This window comes from Actomonas aquatica (assembly GCF_019679435.2).
Classification (GTDB): Bacteria; Verrucomicrobiota; Verrucomicrobiia; order Opitutales; family Opitutaceae; genus Actomonas; species Actomonas aquatica.
The window spans coordinates 3,984,509-4,009,879 of record NZ_CP139781.1; the positions used below are offsets into that span (position 1 = coordinate 3,984,509).

General features: G+C 64.5%; 1 protein-coding gene (running past both ends of the window). It reads left to right on the forward strand.

The whole window is internal to a hypothetical protein gene (locus K1X11_RS15345; protein ID WP_324726003.1) on the forward strand: the coding sequence, 56,919 nt in all, runs 24,253 nt past the left edge and 7,295 nt past the right edge, and what appears here is coding positions 24,254–49,624 (codon 8,085, partial, through codon 16,542, partial); the first codon wholly inside the window starts at window position 3. Both the start codon and the stop codon lie outside the window.

The following is a 25,371-nucleotide window of genomic DNA, read 5'->3' on the forward strand; positions in this document are numbered from 1 at the left end:
GCTACCTCTCCCTCAGCGCGTCCGCCGCCTCCGCCAAGCTGGTGGGCATCCCGGCCCTCACGCTCAGCGCCAGCGACATTTCGATCTCGCTCAATCAGGTCAGCTCGACCGACAACGAGGCCCCGGTCCTCGATCTTTCCGGCCTGCCGGGTGGTGGCCTTTCCGTGGCAACCGGTGCATCGACCCAGCTGCTCAGCTTCGCCGACAGCGTTCTCCAGGTGGAGATTGGCGATGCGACCCTCGCGGTCTCCGAGTTTATCTACGTGCGCGGCGGCTTCGCCTTCACCAAGGGCGCGACCACCACGGTCACGGATACGGCCGACACGCCGAACTCCATCGAGGTCGACACCCTCAGCTTCGGCGCCTCCAACGTGCACGTCTTCGCCGGTGTCGGTGGTCCTTATTGGGCCGACTCCAATGGCGACGGTCGTATCGACTCCTCCGATACGCCGGACAGCGACGGTGCGGTCGGCATCGCCTTCGGCGGCGTGGACGTTGCCCTTGCGCTCTTCACCCCGACCGACGAGGCGAACCTCTCCCGTTACACCGCCCTCAAGATCGAGGCCGACTCGGCCGAGTTCGTGGGCCTGCCCGAGGACACCTTCACCTTCGAGCTCAACGACATCACGGTGTCCTACAACGCGGCCACGGGGCCGACCGGTCTCTCGCCCCCGCCGTCGGCACTCAACCTCAGCGCACTCACCGGCGGTGGCTTCACCGTCGCCACGGGCGGCGATCCCGTGTCCCTCGACTTCAATGGCGAGCTGCTGAGTGTCTCCGCGGCGGATGTCACCCTCGGCATCGCCAACTTCGTCCAGGTGTCCGGCGCCTTTGCCTTCTCCAAGTCCGGTAGCAACATTCAGGTCGTAGCGAGCAACGTCGCCGCCGGCATCACGGTCGGTGGATTTTCGGTCGGCATCAACAGCGGTTCACTCGCCCTCGTCATCGACGAAAACGGCGGTGTGGCCATGCAGGCCGGTGGCGCCTTCTACCTCACCGGTCTCGACTTCGCCGGCATCACGGTCGATTCGATCGCCCTCAGCTACAACAACTCGGGCGTCGATTACTCCGGCGTCGGCGACGCGCTCGACATCGAGATCGACGGCATCACCCAGACCCTCGCCGTCGCCAACGGCACCGCCGAATCGCCCTTCATCGAGTTTAAGGCCAATAACCTGAGCTTCACCGTTGGCGGCCTCATCTCGGTTTCCGGTGACTTCACCTTCTCCAAGGGCCCGAACGCCGACGGCCTCGATGTCGTTAAGATCGGCATCACCAACTTCGAGACCGCGATCGGTGACGGCACGACTGACTTCCTCTCCATCTCCAACGGCACGGGCGCGATGGTGGTCAACGATGCCGGCTACATCGCCAGCCTCTCCGCCGACGTCGCGGTCGACTCCGGCATCGGTATCAGCCTCACCGCCGACAACTTCACCTTCAACCTCGCCAACGTCACCCGCGTCGTTTCCGAGACCATCGAGGTGGGCGGCCAATCCTACACCCTCGAGGCCAACGCCGGCACGCTCATCAGCGTCTCCGCCGATCCGCTCTCTCTCACCGTCGCCGGGGTCACCCTGAGTGGCAGCTTCTCCTTCAGCCAGACCACCGACACCGATGACAACAGCATCGTGGTCGTCTCCGCGGCCAACATCTCCATCCCGAACTTCGCCGGTCAAGGGGCAGGGGACTCGCCGGTCAGCATCACCAACGCGCAGGGTCTCTTCGTTCTCACCAACGACGGCATCGCCGGTTCGCTCTCCTTCGTCGCCGACCTCAACATCGGTGTCTTCGCCGCGGGTGCCACGCTCATCTTCGAGATCAACGACACCGGCAACGCCATCTCCGCCGAGGGCGTGTTCGGCACCGTCATCCTCGAGGCCGGCAACTACACCCGCATCGTCATCGAGGGCCTCGAGATCTCCTTCCCGGGTGTCACCATCTCCGGCAACTTTAGCTACAAGTCTGCCACGGTTAATGGCTCCACCGCCCAAGTGATCGTCGGCTCCGAGGTCGAAGTCTTCATCGGTGACAGCGGTGTTGGTCTCAAACTCGTCAACGGCGAGGCCATCTTCGTCGAGCAGGGCGGTAAGCGCGCCGGTCGTATCACCGGCACAGTGTCCATCGAAGGCGTGCCCGGCTTCACCCTCGGCGCCACGCTGACCCTGCGTATCAACGATCTCACTACCGCGGTGACCCAGACGGCCATCATCGCCGGCGACACCGTTTCGCTGAACTTCTCCGCCTCCGAAGTCAGCGACGGCACCACGCCGTTCCTCCAGTTCGTCGGCACCGATGTGAAGCTCTCCATTGCCGACACCATCGAAGTCTACGGCAACCTCGCCTTCACCCGCACCGCCAACAAGTTCCTCCTCGGCATCGACAGCGGCTCGGTGTTTGTCGGCAGCGGTCCTTACAAGAACAGCGACGGCACGCTCAACAGCGACGCCATCGGCATCTTGGTGAAGGACATCGAATTTGGCTTGGTGATGTATACCAACAGCGCCACCGCCAAATACGCCTTCAGTGGTTTGGGCACCCTCGGTTTTGTGGGCCTCGACGGACTCGACTCCGCCGCCAGCTCGGTCGGCGCCAAGTTCGGCGTCGCTCTCAACAAGACCGGCGCGGTCGTTTCCGAATCCATCCCGACCGGCGGCACCTCACCGTTCGCGCTGTCGATCACCACCACGACCGACTCCCCGATCTACCGCGGTGGTCTCACCATCAGCATTCCGGATGCGTTCACCCTGAGCGGCACCTTCGACTTCCAGCGTCAGACCAATGGTGACCTCAACATCGGCATCACTTCGGCCTCCCTCTCCATCGGCAGCGGCGACTACGCCATCGGCGGCACCGCGGCCTTCGTGATCTCCGAGACCAACGGCTTCCAGCTCACGTCCTGGTCCATCACCAGCGCCACCATCGCTGGCACGACCCTCAGCTTCGCCAGCGGCGCGTCCCCGAGCGCCGCGTCCTTGCCCAACGGTGGCGAGATCTATGCCGCCACCGGCTCCAGCCCGCCCGTAGCCCAGAGCACCACCGACTTCTCCGTCGGCCCGCTGTCCATCACCGGCCCGGGCGTGTCCCTCGAGGACTTCAACTTCAAGGACAGCAAGCTGATCCTCACGATCGGCATCTCGACCGACAAGATTGCCCTGGCCTTCGGCGGTTCCTCCTCCGCCTCCGCCCAATCCTCTTCCGGCATCAAGGCTGAACTCACCGGCCTGCTCGTTACCTTCGACGTTTCCGTCGACCTCGCTGCCGGCTTCGAAATCGACGCCACCGGCGCGTGGACCGTCGATGCCGACAACCTGCTCATCAGCGTCCCGGGTGTCTTTGAAGTCACCGCCACCGATGTTTCGGTCGGTTACGATCCGGCCGCCGGCGACAGCCAGGAGCTGCTCTCCCTCGGCACCGCGTCGATCAAGTTCCTCGTCAGCGCCACCGGCGACGGCAACGCGCCGCTGACCGCCTCCCTCGCGCAATACACCACCGACGAAGGCACCGTCCTGCCGGGTCTCACGCTGCGCGGTGACGGCTTCACGATTGGTGAAGCGCGCCTCACGGTCGCCAACCCCAACGGCAAGATCTCGATCGCCGGCATCCTCGAGTTCGACGACATCAGCATCGGCGTCACGAACTGGTCTGTGAAGTTCGACGGCACCGAGTCCCCGGGCTTCGACGGCACCATCTTCCTCGCCACCAGCGGTGCGGCCTTCTTCCCGGGTTCCTCGGTCTTCTCGGCCACCTTCTCCGACAGCACCGACTCCGGCACCGACGCGCTACGCGCCGACCTCACCTTCACCGACGGTCGCGTCGATGGCTTCGTCTTCTCCGCCGACATCTTCGAGATGACCATCGGCACCTTCTTGGTGCTCGGCACCGAGAAGTTCACCCTCGATACCCGTGCGGCCGGCACCGACGACGCGCTCGCCATCTTTGGTCAGGTCACCGCCGACGTGAAGATCGGCTCGATGCAGCTCGGTGGTCTCGGCCGCAACTTCTACATCACCGGCAATGGCGACTTTAAGGTCGGCAACCCGAATGACCCGTCCGCGAAGTTTGCGGTGGGTATCCGCCTCGGTGGTGCCACGGGTGAAAACTTCATGTGGCCGTCTTGGCTGCCGATCCGCATCAGCTCGATCGCGCTGGAGTGGGCCGACTTCGAGGCCGATCCGGGCAACTTCGACATCATCCTGTCGGCCACCGTTGCGCCAAATGCGCTGCCGGGCTTCACGCTCACGGGCACGGTCGATGGCATCCGCATCCGTCCAAGCCTGTTGCTCGAGGGTAAGTTCCCGATCGTGGATATCGCTGGCTTCGGCATCACCGCCGAAGGCGCCGGCATCAGCGGCGGTCTCATCGGCGGTATCATCAAGGTCACCGGCAACGCCACCGACGGATATGAACTCGGCGACGAATTCACCGCCGAGTCCGACATCGTCGACCGCATCCTCTTTGTTGGCATCCAGGGCGGCATGGAACTCGCCGGGGCCGCCGGCTTCGGCGTGCAGCTCGCCTTCAGCGAACTCGGCCCGCTGGGCATGATCGTCGAGGCTTCGGTGCCGGGCGGCATCATCCTCGAACCCAACACCGGTCTCGCCATCAACAACTTCGTCGCCGGCGTCGAGTTCTTCAAAACGCTGCCGTCGATCGACGAGCCGTTTGAGCTGCGTAATCCGGAGTTCGATGTCACCGCCGTCGCCGGTGATGCCGGCGCGTGGTTAGCCGCCGTCAAACAGCAGGTCCTCAACCAATGGGTCGGCATCCAAGCCAACCCGGCGCTGGGTGGCTTCGGTGCGGCCTTCACGTCCCCGATGCTCATCAAGGGCTCGGCCAAGATCTTCACCGCCTACGCGTCGCAACAGACCTTCAACGGTCAGGTCGACCTGATCATCAGCACTGACGGCAAGATCCTCATCAAGGGTCAGCTCAACTTCGCCGCCGACCTCATCAGCATCTCGGCCAAGCTCTACATCGACATCTCCAACATCGCCGATGGGGCCGCCACCGTGCTCTTCCTCGCCGACATCCCGGATCAGGTCGAGCTGCTCAGCATCGACGGCAAGTTCCAGATGGGCTTCCGCAATGACGCCGGCGAAGAGGTGGCCATTCCGGTCGTGCCGACGTCCGCCTTCAACAGCACCGCCGTGCCCACCGCCTCGCTGGCCAACCCGACGACGAACGGAGCCAACGCCGGCACGCTCAACCTCTACCTCGACGCCGATGGGAAATATTACATCGACGTCAACTACGAGCCAGGCGCACTCGGCACCCTCAACTACGAGTCCATTCTCGACTCCGGTCAGGAGTTCACCCTGTCGCTCACCAAGGCGGACGGCACCACCGTCAACATCGCGGTCAACGGTCGTCCGACCCCGATCGCCACCGGCTTCGATGCCAATAGTCTGCCCACGTTCTCGGTCGTCACCGGCAACTCCGAGGCCGACCTCCTCGCCAAGCTCAAGAACGAGGGCGTTACCCGCTTCCGTTACCAGATCACCGAAGCCGACTTCGGTTGGCAGCCGGGCACCCTGAGTGTGTCCTTCGCGGCCGGCTCCTTCGCCCAGGTCACGTCTTCGAGTTCGTCCAATGTGCGCCTTATCAGCGAAGGCGGTAAGCACTACATCGATGTCAACCTCGGTGCCGGCAGCACCTCTCTCAACTACGCTGCGATCCTCGAGGATGGCCAGGAGTTCAGCACCACTTACGAACGTGAGGACGGAGACTCACTGCGCCTGACTCTCGACGGCACCCCGGTGGGCCTCAGCACGTCCACCAACGGTAGCGGGGAAACCGTCTACAGCGTGGTCGCCGTCGGTGGTGGCGAAGATGCCGCGACCGTTTACGAGGCTGCCGATGTGCAGTGGTTCCGCTACGAAATCACGGCCGTCGCCAACCTCACGGATCCGGCTGACACTCCGGTGCCCGCCACCGATCTCGCCAGCGGGTCGCTCACTGTAACGTTGGCGTCCGGTCAGGCTTTCGAGACTGCCGTGGGCGCAACCAGTCCGGGCGAAAACGCGGCCCAAACCCTATCGGTGGTCATCGAGGGCCCCACCGCATCGCTCGCATCACTCGGATCGGGTGGGGCGGCCGCCATCCGCGACATCAACCGTCAGGGTTACATCGACATCATCTTCAACCCGACCACCACCAGCGGGGCGACGCTCTCCATCACGGATGCACCGGTGGTCACCCTCGATGGTGCCAGCGCGGCCAACGTCACCCTCGGCGTCGGCACGCTTGTCGCCGGCACTACCGGCACCTACCGCTACACCTTCACCGGTGAATTTGAGGCCGGCGATATCACCCTCAACATCGCGGCGGCCACGTTCGGGGATTCCACGGGCGCAACCAATCTCGCGCAGACTATTGCCCTCACCATCGAAGGCAGCACCGCCTCGGTCGTCGATCTCGTGCCCGGCTCCATCATCGGTCTCACCGTCTTCGAAGATCGTGGTTATATTGACGTCACCTTCTCGGCCGGCACGGGCGCCGGTGTGACCAACGAGTCCATCGTCGATGCTGACGCCGAGTTCATCCTGTCCTTCGCCGATGGCACCGCGCTCACAATCAACGGCGCCGCCACCCAGCCGGGCGATCTCGCGGGCACCGACACCTATCGTTACAGCTTCACCGGCGATATCGTGGCCGGCACTGCCACCATCACCTTCATCGCCGGCTCCTTTGCCGACGAGGATGGTGTGGGCAACTTGGCCAGCACGGTCGAAGTCACCTTCGCCCAGCCGACGACCAGCCTGACCAATGTGGCCGACGGCGGTATCACCGATACCGAGACGCTCAATGGCATGGGTTACTTCGAGCTCGAGCTCGCGGCCGCTCTCGCCAACGGCACCATCGACGCCTCGACGCTCACCGCCGACGATCTGGCGCTCATCGTTTCCAGCATCAAGACCCTGTCCTTCAATGGCACGGCCTTCTCGGGCGACGACCTTTCCAACTACACCGTTTCGGCCACCGACTTCGATGGGGATAACAACACCCTCACCATCGCCAATCACGGCTTCGCCGCCAACACCCGGATCCGCCTCTCCTCGCTCCCGGATCCGGATGACGTCAACGCCACCGTCGCCTTCCCGACCGGCCTCAGTGCCAAGGACTATTACGTCATCGTGGTGGATGCGAATACCATCAAGCTCTCCGATAGTGCGGGCGGCGCGGCCGTCTCCTTCACCACCGGCAGCCTTAAGAGCACCACCAGCTTCCAGGTGCGCGAACAGCCTGCCGCTACCAGCGGCAGCTCCATCACGCTCAACGCTCACGGTCTGAGCGATGGCGACCTCGTTACCCTCAGCGAGGTCACGCTCGGCACGTTGCCGTCCGGTCTCGTCGCGGGCGATTACTACGTCATCCGAGAGGATGCCAACACCATCCAGCTCGCGCTCACGGCCGGTGGCGACGCGGTGGCCTTTACCACCTCCACTTCCAGCGAAGGCGGCGAATTCCAGCTCGTCACGCGCAGCACGGTAACGACCGGTGTCACCATCGATCGCGTGGAGCGCGTCCAGGAGAACGGTGCCGATACCAACCGCTTCCGCTTCTACTACACCGGCACCTTCTCGGTGCCCGATCTCTCCACCCGTTACGAGGTTCGCATCACCATGGCCGAGGGCGCCTGGCAGGACAGCGACGGCAACGACTCCGCCGCCTTCTCCGCCAGCTTCAGCCTGCGCAAGCCCGCCACCACCTTCTTCATGGAGCTCAGCGGTGGTCTCACCCTTAACGCCCTCGGCCTCACCGATGAGCCCATCCTCGATATCCGCGGCAACGTGCTCTTCGAGATCACCGAGGTCGACGGCGGCTCGCAGATCAAGCTCACCTTCAACGGCACCTTTAAGGTCATCTACCTCGGTAACCTCGGTTCCGTCGCCGGTGTCTTTGTGCTCGATACCTCCAGCACCACCGCCAACGAAGCCGTCACCGTGCGCGACCTGCTCTCCGACATGGGCATCACGGTTCCGGACGGCGCGGCCTACGATATTGCCCTGCCGCGCCTCTGGGGTGCCATCGGCCTCGAGACCAATCTCGAGTTCCTCAAGAACATCGGCATCGACATCAAGGTCGCGGGCACCTTCCAGATCAACACGACCAACGTCGACAAGACGGTCACGCTGAGCCTCGAAGGTATCCCGGGTGACCAGTTCGCCACCCTTGATGCGACCGACAATGCCATCGCCGCCCTCAATGACGGCACCATCGATGCCGCGCTCCTCGCGCTCTTCACCGGCGCCAACAGCCTCGATGCGGCCAACTACTCGGTCTACGAAATCGTCAACGATACCCTCTGGCGCATCGTCGATAACACCACCGAAGCCCAATACTTCATTGAACTCAGCCGGACCGGCGGCATGGGCGGCTCCGATGGCTCCGAGAAGAGTGTCTTTAACCTCCGCAACGACAACCAGACCATCGTGCTGGAGTCGAAGACGCTGCTCATCGCGGCTTACGCCTACGCCTCGTTCACCATCGACGGCACCGAGCTCTTCCGCATCAGCGCCGCGTTCTCCTTCAAGCTGAAGACCTCCAGCGTTGAGTTCTTCGCCGACGGCCACATTCGCATCGGCCCCAATGGCACCGAGATCCTCGAGGCCCGCGTGCAGGCCCTGCTCATCGCCGACACCGGCGGTATGGCTGGTAAGTTTAAGCTGGGCGCGAACCTCAATCTCCCGGGCATCGCCATGGGTGGTTCGATCGACCTGCTCATCAATACCCGCGGTGAAGACGTCGTCTACAACGTGCCGGTATTCCTGCGTGCCGCCGTGGGCTACGATACGGTCACGATTTCCGGCACCCCGCAGCAGCTCAACATCGCCCCCGATACCCTGCCTCCGGGCGACGATGGCTCCAGCTACTTCGATCCGATCACCGACGGTGGTGACGTCACCAAGTCCTCCCTGCGCGACGACGACTCCAAGTCGCCCGGTGCCTACATTGCGATCGGGGCCATCGCCTCGGCCGATGTGCTCGGCGTCTTCAACTTCGATGGTATCTTCTTCTTCTCCATCGATGCGTCCGGCATCGAGCTGCAGGCCGCCTTCAACACCCAGCTGAAGACCCCGATCGGCAACAAGGTGCTCTTCGAATTGAGCGGCTCCCTTTCCGTGGTGGTCGATGGCGACGGTGTTTATGGCCGGGCCGAACTGACCATGGTTGATTCCAACGAACCCATGATCCCGGGCTGGACCTGGTCCAACGCCAACTTCCTGTTGGAACTCAACACCGCGACGGTTTCCAAGACCTTCACGAGCTATAGCTACGATACGAGCTCCGGGGCCAAATCGCTGGTGGCCGCGGACGTCACCCTCCAAGGTCTCTACTTCCGCCTCAAGGTCGGCGGCACCCTGGCGTTCCAGACGACTCTCGGTGACGCGGTCGCCCTCACCGGTAGCTTCACCTTCACCATCAACGGCACCGACGGCTACGTGGAGATGTTTGCCAATGCCAAGGCGGAGGTCGCGGGTGCCGAGGTGGGTTCAGCCGCCGGCGGTTTCCGTATCGGTGTGCTCGATGGCACGCCCTACATCGCGGCCTTTGTGCAGATCCAAGTCGGGGCGGGCGCGAGCGTGGATGCGCCAGACGGAGCCGAAGAACTCAGCGGCACCGGCTTCGAGATTCAGTTCCGCTTGGCCTTCTTCGTGAACACCGCCGGTTCGGATATCACGATTGATGGCGTCCTGCTCAAGCAAACCGAGATCAAGCTCGCGGCCTCCGGTTTCATTCAGTTCAACCTCGGCGGCGTCGCCGGTTTCCGCATCGAAGGCGAGTTCTCGATGGTGGCTAACGCCGACGGGTTCGAAGTCGGCGTAGCGGGTTCCTTCAAGGCGCAGCTCGCTGGTGAGGTCATCTTCAGCGCTCGTGCGTCCGGCGCACTCTCCGTCATCGATATCGCCCCGGACGGCGCGCCGACTCCGATTTACGTCATCGCCGGCTTCCTCGAAATCACGGTCGGTGCCGGCAACATCGCTGGCGGTAACGGCTTTGGCTTCGACGCCACCTTCCGTCTCGAGGTCAACACCACCAACGAGGAAAAGGTCTACACCTTCCAGAGCTCCTCCAAGACCCTTGAGGCCGGTATCTATGTGCGCCTCTTCGCTTCGGGCGACCTCTGGATCGGCACCGAGGACACCGGCTTCAACCTCGGCGGCTCCTTCTACCTCGAAATGGGGACGAATGGCCTGATGGTCTCCGTCACGGCCACGCTCGGCCTGCAGGTGGCGGGCACTCAGATCATCGGCTTCGACGCATCTGGCGCTCTGTTGATCAACACCAAGGGCATTGCCGCCCAGTTCAACGTCACCCTTGGCGTGGGCGGCACGTCATTGTTCGATTTGAGCGGCACCTTCACCTTTGAGGTCAATACCACCGGCGACGCCATCAACACCACCATTGGCAACGCCACCGTCGATCTGCCCGCGGGTCCCTACCTGCGCCTCGAGCTCGTCGGCCAGTTGACCTTGTTGAGTATCCTCGAACTCGACGGTAGAGCCCTGTTCCTCTTCGAGAACAACACCCTGACTCTAAGCGTCACTGCGACAGCCGACTTCTCGCCGCTCGGCTCGCTCGGCGCGACCGGCACCCTCACCATCAGTTCGGCCGGCGTCTGGGGCAGCCTCTCTCTGGCCGGTTCCCTCGGCTTCGATCCGGTGACGCTCTCCGGCTCCTTCCGTGTTGCGATCAACACCACCTCCTCGGCGCGCAACATCTTGGTGCTCGACGTCAACACCACCACGGGCGCCGTCGGCGGCACCAAGGAAGAGTCCATCGCCGCCCAGACCATCATCCTGTCCTTCGGTGGCTCCTTCAATGTCGGTCCGTTCTCCATCAAGGGCAGCGCGATGCTGAAGATGTCCTCGAGCGGCTTCACCATCACCTTTGATGCCGGCATCGACCTCGGCATGTTCGGCAGCCTCTCCGTGAAGGGTGGAGCTGAGATCGGCACAAACGCCCAAGGCGCTTACTTCGCCATGTATCTGGGCCTCGGCACCAACGTGCTCGGCTTCGGCCTCATTCAGATCTCCGGCAACTTCACCCTGGTCCTCAACACCAGCTCGCAGTCGGTCACCATCGGCTCCGAGACCATCGCCGGCAGCACCTTCAAGGTCTCCATCGGCATGAAGCTCAAGATCTGGGTCTTCGAGGTGAATGGCTCAGCCTCCATCGGCGTCGAGAACGGTCTGTTCATCATCCGAATCAACAACTTCGGGATGAACTTCTTTAACATCATCACCGTGCGCCTCAGCGGCTACGTCCGCTCCGACGGCCAGTTTGAGTTCACCGCTTCCGCTGGTGTCCGCCTCAGCTTCGGCCCGGTCTACTTCTACGCCAACTTCAGCCTCACGCTGGCCAGCTGGGGCTTCCGGGCCTCCGGCAGTGCCGGTGCCGGTGTGAACATCGACTTCGGTCTCTTCGAAATCGATATCAGCATCTCCTTCGGGTTCACCCTGTCCTTCAACATCCAGAAGGGCGAAGCGACCTTCTCCTTCAACATCTGGAAGTTCAGCTTCGACATCACTTGGAGCTTCGGTGCCCCGCCCATCCTCGCCACCAAGATTGGCTCCACCCTGCGGCTTAACGTGGGTGTCGACGCGCGCCACCGCGGCGGCAGCTACACGTCCGACGGAAACGAGAGCTTTACCGTCACCCATCTCGGTGGTTCTCGCGGCAACGAAACCGTGCGTGTCTCCGGCCTCGGCTTCGAACAGGACTACGGAGGCATCTCCAAGATCCTCGTCAACGACGCCGGCAACGGTAACGACTCCCTCACCATCGGGGCCGGTGTGCTTGCCGATGTCGAAATGAACGGTGGTGTCGGTAACGATACCCTCATCTCCTTCACCTCCGGGTCCAACATCCTGCGTGGTGGCTCCGGCAACGATACCCTGGCCGGCGGCTCCGGCAGTGATCGCATCTACGGCGGTTCCGGCGACGACACCTTGTTCGGTTACAGCGGCAACGACTTCCTCTACGGCGAGTCCGGCAACGACACCATCTTTGCTGGCTCCGGTAGCGACTGGATCGAAGGCGGCGACGGTAACGACACGCTCTACGGCGAATCCGGCAACGACACCTACGTCTTCTCCGGCAACTTCGGCACCGATACCCTCAACGAGACCGTCACGGCCGTCACCAACTCCTCCGGTGACACCATCATCAGCAACAGCACCCACAACGACACCGGCGACACCGTCGACCTCTCCGGCATCGGCGGCGCCATCACCTTCGACCTCACCACCTCCTCCTACAAGGCGACCTTCGGCAGCAACGTCATCAACGACGCCGGTCGCAACCTCGAGATCTGGGTCGGTGGCACCGCCTCCGATCGCTACAACGTCAGCGGCACCTCCTCCAACAACGTCACCCTGCGCGGCACCGTCGCGCCCGACACCTACAACGTCACCATGGGCAACCTCGGCGGCGCGGTCATCATCGACGACTCCAACAGCTCCACCGATGTCGACGTGCTCAACGTCACCTCGACCGGCAACACCGCCATGCGTGTTTCCGATACCTCCGGCGACGCCAAGATCACCCAGAACGGCGACGAGGTGCGCTATGCCCCGGACTTCAACAACGTCGAATCGATCAACATCGTCGCCAACTCCGCCACCGTCACCATCGACGGCAGCGGCACCGAAAAGATCGACCTCCGCGAAGACTTCACCATCGACGCCAACCAGATCCTCTGGAACGGCCGCGTCCACGCCGGCCGCATCGACTTCGACTCCGCCACCACGCTCACGGTCAACTACGACCTCGTCACCCGCGACAACGGCAACATCCGCCTCCACAATACCGCCGGTAACATCCACCTCTCCGCCGGTATCTACGTGGCCTCCGGTAGCGGCTACATCGGCAACGGCAACGGCACCGTAACGCTCACCTCCGACGCCGGTGCCATCACCACCGACGGTGAGGGCTGGGACATCGGCGACGGCGCCGGCGCCGGTGGCTTCGACACCTGGCTCGATTGGGCGCTGCGTTACGCCAAATACACTGCGGACTCCGTCGATACCGATAACGGAGAGATCATCCAAGCCGGCGCCTTCTCTTGGGAAGAGTCCCTCTACCGCTCCAACGGCTCGACCCTCCGCTCCGCCAACGGTGCCTTCATTCAAGCCGACGCCGGTCGCCTTCTCCTCACCGCCCAGAACGGCGTCGGTGCCGCCGTCTCCGGTGCTCAGATTTCGCCGCTCTCCATCTTCATGGACGTCAATGAACTGTCCGTGAACACCCCGACGTCCGTCACCTCCTACATCATCGAGATCGACGACGTCACCAACATCGCCGATTCCACCACCGGCGTCATTCAGCTCATCAGCCTCTTCGGCAACCAGACGGTTCAGGAGCCGATCAACACCACCACCGAGGTCATCCTCTCCGGTAACACCCTGGAAATCTCCCAGCCGGTCATCTCGACCAACACCATCTACGTTTACCCGACCAATCCGTCGCTGGCCTTCACCATCATCCCGACCCTCACCACGCTCGGCAGCGTCCCCGAGGGCTCCGGCGGCCTGATCCTCACCCAGGACGAGGTCGATAACATCCAGTCGAGTAACATCGTTTACTTCGGCTCCGACGAGCTTCTCACCCGCTTCTACATCGGCGACCGCACCATCACCCCGGTTATCTTCTCGGTGCCGACCACCGTCCTGCGTGGTGATACGATCGACATCCTTTCGCCGCTCCAGACCCAGGTGCTCTACATCCTCGGCGACGGCACCACCACCACGCTCTCCGCCGATGTCACCGGTCTCAGCCAGTCCATCAACGACACGGTTGAAGTCGACGGCGTCCGCTCCATGACCGCCACCGCCGGTAGCATCATCATCGGCAACCCGGGTGGTCAGATCGATGGCAACGGCGCCGGCGGGGCCGACAGCCTTTCGCTCTCCGCCACCGGTTCCATCACCATCGCCAACGGTGTCGGCCAAAACAAGGCCCTCCAGGACCTCACCCTCACCGCCGGCAGCACCATCGATATCGGCGGCTCCGTCACCCTCGACGGCGACCTCACCGTCACCGATGCCACCACGCTGCGCTTCCGCGGTTCCGTGACCATCGCCGGTGACCTCGTCATCACCCAAGCGACCGACATCACCTTCGACGGCCCCGTCACGGTCACCGGCAACGTTACGATCGCCGAAGGCGCTTCCATCACCTTCAACGGCAACACCGCCGTCGCCGGCAACGTCACCATCGGCGACGCCAACGACTACTCCAAGATCGCCTCGATCTTCTTCGCCAACAACGCGCGCTTCGACTTCGGCGGTGACACCGCCATCTACGCCAATGGTGCCATCACCTTCGGCAACGCCGTCGGCGGCCTCGGCGCTCCCTACGAGCCCGACAGCTTCACCCTCGGCACCAACGCCACCCTGACCTTCAACAACAACACCGACATCGGCGAATCCACCCCGATGACCGTCGTTCAAGCCGCCGCCGTCAACGTGACCGGCGCGCTCACCGCCGGCGACGTCGTCATGACCAATGTCGCGGGCAATCTCATCCTCGATGCTACCAACGTCGTCCGCTCGCTCGACATCACCTCGACCGGCTCCGGCGTCTCCACTTTCATTCGCATCAACACCCTCGAGGTCGGCGACGGCAACGCCACCATCACCGCCAACCAGCTCAACCTCCTCGGCACCGTTTCCGACACCGGCGCGCAGTCCTCGCTGACCATCAAGCCTTACACGGTCTCCCGTGCGATGGTCATCGGCAACTCGCCGCCCTCCGTCACCACCCCGACCTTCAACAACCGCCTCGACATCTCCGCCACCGAGGTCGGCCTCATCCTCCCGGGCTTCTCGGTCGTCAACTTCGGTGACGCCGCCGCCGGCACCGGCGCGGTCTACCTCGCCTACATGGGCTCGCAGATCTCCACCGGCGAATACTTCAACAAGACCCAGATCTTCGGCGGTTCGATCAACGTCACCCGCGACCACGACATCAACGCCACCGTCCCCGAGTTCCGCCTCGTCGCGCTCACCGGTGACATCAACGTCGATGCCCGCATCGGTTACGCCCAGGACAACACGGCCGCCGATCGCAACCCGTGGGTCCGCCTTGAGGCCGCCGGCAGCATCAACGTCAACGCGGCGATCTACGCCCTCGACCGCATCTCTCTCACCGCGGGCCAGGGCACCGGCAACGGCAGCATCACGGTCGCCTCCACCGCCTTCCTCGCCACCACTTCCACCACCGGCTCCAACAAGCGCATCGAACTCGCCGCCGGTCTCACCTCCGGCAACATCACCCTCACCGGTGCCTCCGCCGAATCCTCCATCCTCAGCGCCGCCGGCGATAACAGCTCCATCGTTCTCTACGCTCGCGCCGGCACCATTACCCAGACCGATGGTCGCCTCGTCGCCGAGCTCTTCACCAGCCAGAGCAGTGGCAACACCTCCGTCCGCACCACGGTCGAGCGGGTAGGGGAAGCCTCCCTCGCCGGCGAAATCTTCACCGATGGCACCCTGCGCACCATCGACGGCGCCCGTATCACCGGCTCCGGTGCCTACACCCAGACGGAAACCGATGACCTCCAGCTCGACCAGATCACCACGGTCTCCGGCGGCATCAACGTCACCACGACCAATGGCGGCACCATCACGGTCGACACCCTAAATTCCTCCACCGGCAACGTGACCCTCACCGCCGCCGGCGCCATCACCGACTTCACCCCGTCCGCCGACACCACCAACAACGTCACCACCGGCGGCACCTTCATCTTCTCCGCCCAAACCGGCGTCGGCACCTTCGGCCTCGCCGACTTCGACATCGCTGTCAGCGCCGTCCAGGGCACCAACGCCGTCTCCGGCGACATCGTCCTGCAGGATCCCAACACCCTCACGATCTCCGGTGCGGTCGCCACCCTCGCGGGCAACGGCAACATCCACATCACCGTCGATGTCGGCACCTTCACCGTCGCCGCCGGCGTCACGGCCCACGGCTCCGGCAACATCGTCCTCAACGCGGTGAATGGCACCTTCACCCAGAACGCCGCCACCACCATCTCCTCCACCACCGGCTCGCTCGACCTCGACGGCAACAGCGTCAACCAGTCCGGCGCTCTCGCCACCGGCAGCACCGGCACGATCGATGTCACTGCCGACATCGGCACCATCACCATGGTTGACGGCGCCACCACCACCACCGTCGACGGCGCCATCACCTACACCGCCGCTGCGACCATCAACGTGGCCACCCTCACGTCCACCACCGGTGACCTCACCCTCACCGCCACCGCCGGTCGCATTTCCGACAACACCGCCGCCGAGGCCGCCAACCTCACCACCACCGGCCAGACGACCCTCACCGCCGCCACCGGCATCGGTGCTTCCGGCGTGGCCGACATCGATACCTCCATCGCCACTCTCCAGGCGACCAACACCGCGACCAACCACATTTATATCCAGGAAACGGATACGCTCGTCATCAACGGCACCGGCGTCCGCACCCTCGCCGGCAACGGTCGCATCGATATCGACGTCGATGCTGGCAGCCTCACCAACGACAGCGTCATCACCGCTCACGGCTCCGGCACCATCACCCTCAACACCGACGCCGGCACCTACACCGCCAACGCCGCCGTCTCCTCCACCTCGGGTGCCATCACCTTCACCGCCGACGCCATCGCGCAAAACGCCAACGTCAGCACCACCACCGGCTTTGTGAGCTACACCGCCGATGTCGCCGGCATCACCATGGCCGATGGCACCAGCACCACGCTCACCACCGGCGCGACCACCTTCACCACCGCCACCGACATCGCCCTGTCCCGCATCGTCGCCACCACCGGCACGATCACCCTCACCGCCACCGCCGGCAGCATCACCGACAACACCGCCGCTGAGACCGCCAACCTCACCACCACCGGTCAGGCCACGATCACGGCCGACACCGGCATCGGCTCCGCCGGCAGCGATGCCGACATCGACACCACGCTCGCCAGCCTCGCCATCACCAACAACACCAGCGGCAACATCTTCATCCACGAGACCAACGGCCTCATCATTAACGGCACGGGCGCTCGCACCCTCGCCGGTAACGGCAACATCAACATCGATGTCGACGCCGGTGCCTTCACCGTTTCCTCCGTCGTTACCGCTCACGGTTCCGGCACCATCACCCTCAACGCCGACGCCGGCGCGCTCACCCTCAACGCGGTCGTCAGCTCCACCACCGGTGCCATCGCCCTGAGCGCCGACTCCATCGCCCAGAACGCCAACGTCTCCACCGGCGACGCCGCCACCATCACCTACACCGCCGACACCGCTGGCATCATCATGGCCGACGGCACCACGACCACCACGGTCACCGGCGACATCACTTACACCGCCGCGACCAACGTCGCGCTCTCCCGCCTCCTCAGCACCGACGGTAACCTCACCGTCACCGCCACCGCTGGTGCCATCACGGACAACACCCTCGCCGAGTCCACCAACCTGAGCACCTCCGCGCTCGCGACCCTCACGGCCGCGACGGGGATTGGAGCGACGGGGGCAGCAGACATCGACACGGCCGTCGGCTCCCTCACGGGTCGCAACACGACTTCGGGCGGGATCGTGATCGAGGAAGACGACGCGCTGACGATCACGCCGGCAGGCCTGATCAACGACGCGAGCGGGCAGCCGATCATCCTGACGACGGAAGCGGGCACGCTGACGATCACGGGCGTGATCACGGCGACGGGCGCGGGCAAGATCCGCCTGAGCGTGGCCGGAGCGACGTCCGACATCATCACGAGTGCCGCGATCAGCACGGGCAGCGGCCCGATCAGCCTGATCGCCGCGCGCAGCATCAATCTCAATGCCGGCACCTCGATCGCCACGACCGGCGCCGGCACGATCGACCTCGAAGCGACGGCCGGCTCGCTCACCCTCTCCGACAACGTGGCAGTGACCACCGCCGGCGGAAACATCCGCTTGCTGGCGCAAATCGACGTGACGCTGTCGGGCCTGAACGCGGCGAGCGGCAACATCTCGGTGACGGCGACGACCGGCTCGATCGCCGACGCCGGCGAAACCCTCACCGACCTCACCGCGACGGCCACGCGCCTGTGGGCGGCGATCGGCATCGGCACGGCCGACGCGATCGACACGAACATCGCGACCCTGGCCGCCGCCGCGACGACCGGTGGCATCCGGATCAGCGAGGAAGACGACCTCACCATTGGCACCGTGGCCGCCGTGCCGGTCAGCCGCGTGACGACGGCCGACACGACCACGACCGCGACCAATACCGCGTCGACCTCGGACCTCGAAGCGACGACCGGCGCCACCGAGATCACCTCGCTGGCCGGCTCGATCCTGCTGACCGACGGGGTGGACGCCGACACCCGCGCGATCCAGTCGACGACCGGCGACATCACGCTGACCGCGGCGAACAACATCACCTTCGAAGCCTCGATCGAATCGACCTCGGGCAACCTGAGTCTGACCGCGCAGACCGGCGGTATCATCGACAACACGGTCACCGAAACCGCGCTGCTGATCACCACGACCGACGCGACGCTCACCGCGGCGACCGGCATCGGCAGCGCGAACGCGGCCGACATCGATACGACGGTCGGGCGCATCACCCTCACCAACACGACCAGCGGCGGCATCTTCATCCACGAAACCGCCACGCTGACCCTCCTCGGTGCGCAGACCCAAGCCGGCAACGGCCCGATCTCGATCCTGGTCACGACCGGCGACCTGCTCACCACCGGCGCAGTCACCGCGCACGGCTCGGGCAATATCTTCATCCAAGCGGCCGCCGGCAACGCGACCCTGCAAGCCGACCACACGTCCACCAGCGGCCACCTCACCGTCCTCGCCGCCCAGACCCTCACCCTCGAAGCGGACCTCAGCACCGGCACGACCGGCACGGTGGACTTGGAAGCCAACGCGATCAGCGCCATCGCCACGGCCGACATCACCACGGCCGACGGCGACGTCCGCCTGCTCGCCACCACCAACATTATCCTCGGCGGCGTCATCACGACCAACACCGAGGTCTCACTCACCGCGACCACCGGCTCGATCACCGACGTCGATACCGACAACACGGTCGACATCGTCTCCAACAAGCTCCGCATCGTGGCCGGCGTCGGAGCCGGCGAATCCACCAACCACCTGGAAACCACCACCGGCACCTTGTCGGCGCGCGCGACCTCGGGCGGCCTGTTCCTGACCGAGACCGATGCGCTCATTATCGACGACGTGGCGGTCACGGTGCAAAAGGTGGGCGTCGACACCGGCGTCACCCCGACGACCGACGCCACTCAGTCCGACCTGATCACGACTGCAGGCAACGGCTCGATCGTCCTCATCACCGGCGGCGACCTCACCTTGGAAGACGGCACGGCCACGGCGAACAACCGCGCGATCGAGGCCAACGGCACCGGCAACATCCTCCTTTCCACGACCGGCACGATTACGGCCAACGCCGACACGCTCGCGGGCACCGGCCACATCAGCGTCATCGCCTCCGACACGATCACGCTCAACGCGACGGCCGATATCGAGACCGGCGGCACGGGCACGATCAACTTGGAGGCCACCAGCGGCTCGATCACCCAAGCCGACAACAGCCGCATCACCTCGGCCACCGGCGACATCCGCTTGCTCGCCAACGTGGACGTTACCCTCGGTGGTATCACCACGGACGCGAACGCGTCCGTCACTGCCTCAACCGGCCAGGTTGTCGACGCTGGCGACGTGAGCGGCGGCGAAGACATCAACGCGGTGGGCCTGCGGATGGTGGCCGGCCTCGGCATCGCCGGAGCGACGACCCACCTCGAAACGCAGGTCACGACGCTCACCGCACGCGCCACCTCTGGCGGCATCTACCTTACCGAAACCGACAGCCTCGGAATCGACGACGTCGCGGTGACGATCCAGCAAGTCGACACCGACGCGACGGTCGACCCGGTTACGGACGCCACGCAGTCCGACGTCATGACGACGGCCGGCGACGGCAATATCGTCCTCGTTACCGGCGGCGACCTGCTCATCAACGACGGCACGGCCGCTACCGATGACATCGGCGTCCAGGCTGACGGTGCCGGTAACATCCTGCTGTCCACGACCGGCACGATCACCTCGAACGTGGATGTCAACTCGACCACGGGTCACATCACGCTGATCGCGTCCAACTCCATCTCGCTCACCGACACGGCCGACGTGCGCACGGGCGGCACGGGCACCATCAATCTCGAAGCGACGACCGGTAGCATCACGCAGGACGACAACAGCCGGATCATCAGTGACGCTGGTGAAATCCGCCTCCTGGCGAACGTGAACATCACGCTGGGCGGCATCACGACCAACACCGACGCCTCGCTCACGGCGACCACCGGCTCGATCATTGATGCTGGCGACGCGTTTGGCGGCGAAGACGTCATTGCGGCAGGCCTGCGCCTGGTGGCCGGCCTCGGCATCGCCGGACCGACGACGCACCTTGAAACGCAGGTGACGACGCTCACCGCACGCGCCACCTCCGGCGGCATTTACCTTACCGAAACCGACAGCCTCACGATCGACGACGTCGCGGTGACGATCCAGCAGGTCGACACCGATGCGACGGTCGACCCGGTGACCGACGCGACGCAGTCCGACGTCATGACGACGGCCGGCGACGGCAACATCGTGCTGGTTACCGGCGGCGACCTCTTGATCAACGACGGCACGGCCGCGACCGACGACATCGGCGTCCAAGCCGACGGTGCGGGTAACATCCTGCTGTCCACGACCGGCACGATCACCTCGAACGTCGATGTGAACAGCACCACGGGTCACATTACGCTCGTCGCCTCCGACTCGATCTCGCTCACCGACTCGGCTGACATCCGCACCGACGGCGGAGCGGGCACGATCAATCTCGAAGCGACGACCGGTAGCATCACGCAGGACGACAACAGCCGGATCATCAGCAACACCGGTGAAGTCCGCCTGATCGCGAACGTGAACATTACGCTGGGCGGCATCACGACCAACACCGACGCGTCGCTCACCGCCACCACCGGCTCGATTATTGATGCTGGCGACGCGTTTGGCGGCGAAGACGTGAACGCCCTGGGCCTGCGCCTGTGGGCCGGCCTCGGTATCGGTGGAGCGAATACGCACATCGAAACGGCCGTCACGACGCTGACCGCGCGTGCGACTAGCGGCGGCATCTACCTTACCGAAACCGACAGCCTCACGATCGACGACGTCGCGGTGACGATCCAGCAGGTCGACACGGATGCGACGATCGACCCGGTTACCGACGTCACGCAGTCCGACGTCTTCACCACCGGCGGCGACGGCAACATCGTGCTCATCACCGGCGGCGACCTGCTCATCAACGACGGCACGGCGGCGACCGACGACACGGGCGTCCAGGCGCACGGCGCGGGTAACATCCTGCTGTCCACGACCGGCACGATCACGAGCCACGTCGACGTCAACTCGACCACGGGTCACATCACGCTGATCGCGTCCGACTCCATCTCGCTTACCGACTCGGCCGACATCCGCACGGGCGGCACGGGCACGATCAATCTCGAAGCGACCACCGGTAGCATCACGCAGGACGACAACAGCCGGATCATCAGTGACGCTGGCGAAATCCGCCTCCTGGCCAACGTGAACATCGTCCTTGGCGGTATCACGACCAACACCGACGCCTCGCTCACGGCGACCACCGGATCGATCACCGACGCGGGTGACGCCTTCGGCGGCGAAGATGTGATCGCGGTGGGCCTGCGCCTGGTGGCGGGTATCGGCATCGCCGGTCCGACCACGCACATCGAAACGTTGATCACGACGCTGAGCGCACGCGCCACCAGCGGCGGCATCTACCTTACCGAAACCGACAGCCTCACGATCGATGACGTCGCGGTGACGATCCAGCAGGTCGACACCGATGCGACGATCGACCCGGTCACGGATGCGACCCAGTCCGACGTCATGACCACGGCCGGCGACGGCAACATCGTCTTGGTCACTGGCGGCGATCTGCTGATCAACGACGGCACCGCGCTCACCGACGACATCGGCGTCCAAGCTGACGGCGCGGGTAACATCCTGCTGTCCACGACGGGCACGATCACCTCGAACGTGGATGTCAACAGCACCACGGGTCACATCACCCTGGTCGCGTCCGACTCCATCTCTCTCACCGATACGGCCGACATCCGCACGGGCGGCACGGGCACCATCAATCTCGAAGCGACCACCGGTAGCATCACGCAGGACGACAACAGCCGCCTGATCACGGCCAATGGCGACATCCGCCTGCTCGCGAATGTGAACATCGTGCTCGGTGGCATCACGACCAACGTGAACGCGTCGCTCACGGCGACCAACGGCTCGATCACGGATGCCGGCGACGTGAGCGGTGGCGAAGACGTGAACGCCGCGGGCCTGCGCCTGTGGGCGGCGATTGGTGCGGGTGAATCAAGCGCACACCTGGAGACTGCGGTCGATACGCTGAGCGCGCGTGCAACCTCGGGCGGCGTATTTATTGATGAAACCGACGCGCTCGTAATCGACGACGTCGCCGTGACGATCCAGCAAGTCGACACCGACGCGACGGTCGACCCGGTCACGGATGCGACGCAGTCCGACGTCATGACGACGGCCGGCGACGGCAATATCGTCCTGGTTACCGGCGGCGACCTCTTGATCAACGACGGCACGGCTGCGGCCGACAACGCCGGCATCGCCGCGCACGGCACGGGTAACATCCTGCTGTCCACGACGGGCACGATCACCAGCAACGTCGATATCAGCAGCGGCACCGGCCACATCAGCTTGATCGCCTCCGACTCGATCACGCTGAACGCGACTGTGGATGTGACGACGGCCGGCACGGGCACGATTAACCTTGAAGCGACCACCGGTAGCATCACGCAGGCCGACAACAGCCGCCTCACCACGGCCGATGGCGACATCCGCCTCCTCGCCAACGTGGACATCACGCTCGGTGGCCTCACCACCAACGTGAATGCGTCGCTCACCGCGACCACCGGCTCGATCATCGATGCCGGCGACGCCTTCGGCGGGGAAGACATCAACGCCGCGGGTCTGCGGATGGTGGCGGGAATCGGCATCGCCGGCCCGACGACCCACCTCGAAACCGCGGTCACGACGCTCACCGCGCGCGCCACCTCGGGCGGCATCTATCTTACCGAAACCGACAGCCTCACCATCGACGACGTCTCTGTGACGATCGAGCAGGTCGACACGGACGCGACGACCGACACCGTCACGGACGCCACGCAGTCCGACGTGATGACGACGGCTGGCGACGGCTCAATCGTCCTGGTGACCGGTGGTGATCTGATGATCAACGACGGCACGGCCGCGACCGACGACATCGGCGTCCAAGCCGACGGCGCGGGTAACATCCTGCTGTCCACGACGGGCACGATCACCTCGAACGTGGATGTCAACAGCACCACGGGCCACATCACGCTGGTCGCGTCCGACTCCATCTCTCTCACCGATACGGCCGACATCCGCACGGGCGGCACCGGAACGGTGAACCTCGAAGCGACGACCGGTAGCATCACGCAGGACGACAACAGCCGGATCATCAGCGCGACCGGCGACATCCGCCTGCTCGCCAATGTGGACATCACCTTGGGCGGCATCACGACAGGCGTGAATGCTTCGCTCACCGCCACGACCGGTAGCATCACCGACGCTGGCGACGCCTTCGGCAACGAAGACATCATCGCGGCGGGTCTGCGGATGGTGGCCGGAATCGGCATCGCCGGCCCGACGACCCACATCGAAACGGCCGTCACGACGCTGACCGCGCGCGCCACCTCTGGCGGCATCTACCTTACCGAAACCGACAGCCTCACCATAGACGACGTCTCTGTGACGATCGAGCAGGTCGACACCGACGCCACGACCGACACCGTCACGGACGCCACCCAATCCGACGTCATGACGACGGCCGGCGACGGCAACATCGTGCTCATCACCGGTGGCGACCTGCTGATCAACGACGGCACCGCGCTCACCGACGACATCGGCGTCCAAGCCGACGGTGCGGGTAACATCCTGCTGTCCACCACCGGCACGATCACCTCGAACGTGGATGTCAACAGCACCACGGGCCACATCACGCTGGTCGCGTCCGACTCCATCTCTCTCACCGATACGGCCGACATCCGCACGGGCGGCACCGGAACGGTGAACCTCGAAGCGACGACCGGTAGCATCACGCAGGACGACAACAGCCGGATCATCTCGGTCAGCGGCGACATCCGTCTGCTCGCCAATGTCGACATCACCTTGGGCGGAATCACCACCAACGTGAATGCGTCGCTCACCGCGACCACCGGATCGATCATCGACGCCGGCGACGCCTTCGGTGGCGAAGACATCATCGCGGCGGGTCTGCGGATGGTGGCCGGTATCGGCATCGCGGGTCCGACGACCCACATTGAAACCCTGGTGACGACGCTCACCGCGCGCGCCACCTCCGGCGGCATCTACCTTACCGAAACCGACAGCCTCACGATCGACGACGTCGCGGTCACGATCCAGCAGGTCGACACCGATGCGACGATCGACCCGGTCACCGACGTGACCCAGTCTGACGTGATGACGACGGCTGGCGACGGTGACATCATCCTGGTGACCGGCGGCGATCTGCTCATTAATGACGGCACGGCGGCGACCGACGACACGGGCATCAGCGCGGACGGGGCAGGGGACATCCTGCTGTCCACGACCGGCACCATTACCAGCAACGTCGATATCACTAGCGGCACGGGTCACATCACGCTGGTCGCGTCCGACAGCATCTCTCTCACCGATAGCGCCGACATCCGCACGGGCGGCACGGGCACGATCAACCTCGAAGCGACCACCGGTAGCATCACGCAGGACGACAACAGCCGGATCATCTCCGATACTGGCGAAGTCCGCCTGGTCGCCGACATCGACATCGTCCTCGGCGGCATCACGACCAACACCGACGCCTCGCTGACGGCGACCACCGGCTCGATCACCGATGCGGGTGATGTGAGCGGCGGCGAAGACATCATTGCTTCCGGTCTGCGCCTGGTGGCTGGCCTCGGTATCGGTGGAGCGAATACGCACATCGAAACGGCGGTCACGACGCTCACCGCGCGCGCGACCTCGGGCGGCATCTACCTTACCGAAACCGACAGCCTCACCCTCGACGACGTCGCGGTGACGATCGAGCAGGTCGACACGGACGCGACGACCGACTCGGTCACCGATGCGACGCAATCCGACGTCATGACGACGGCCGGCGACGGCAACATCGTCTTGGTCACCGGCGGCGACCTGCTCATTAACGACGGCACGGCCGCGACCGACGACATCGGCGTCC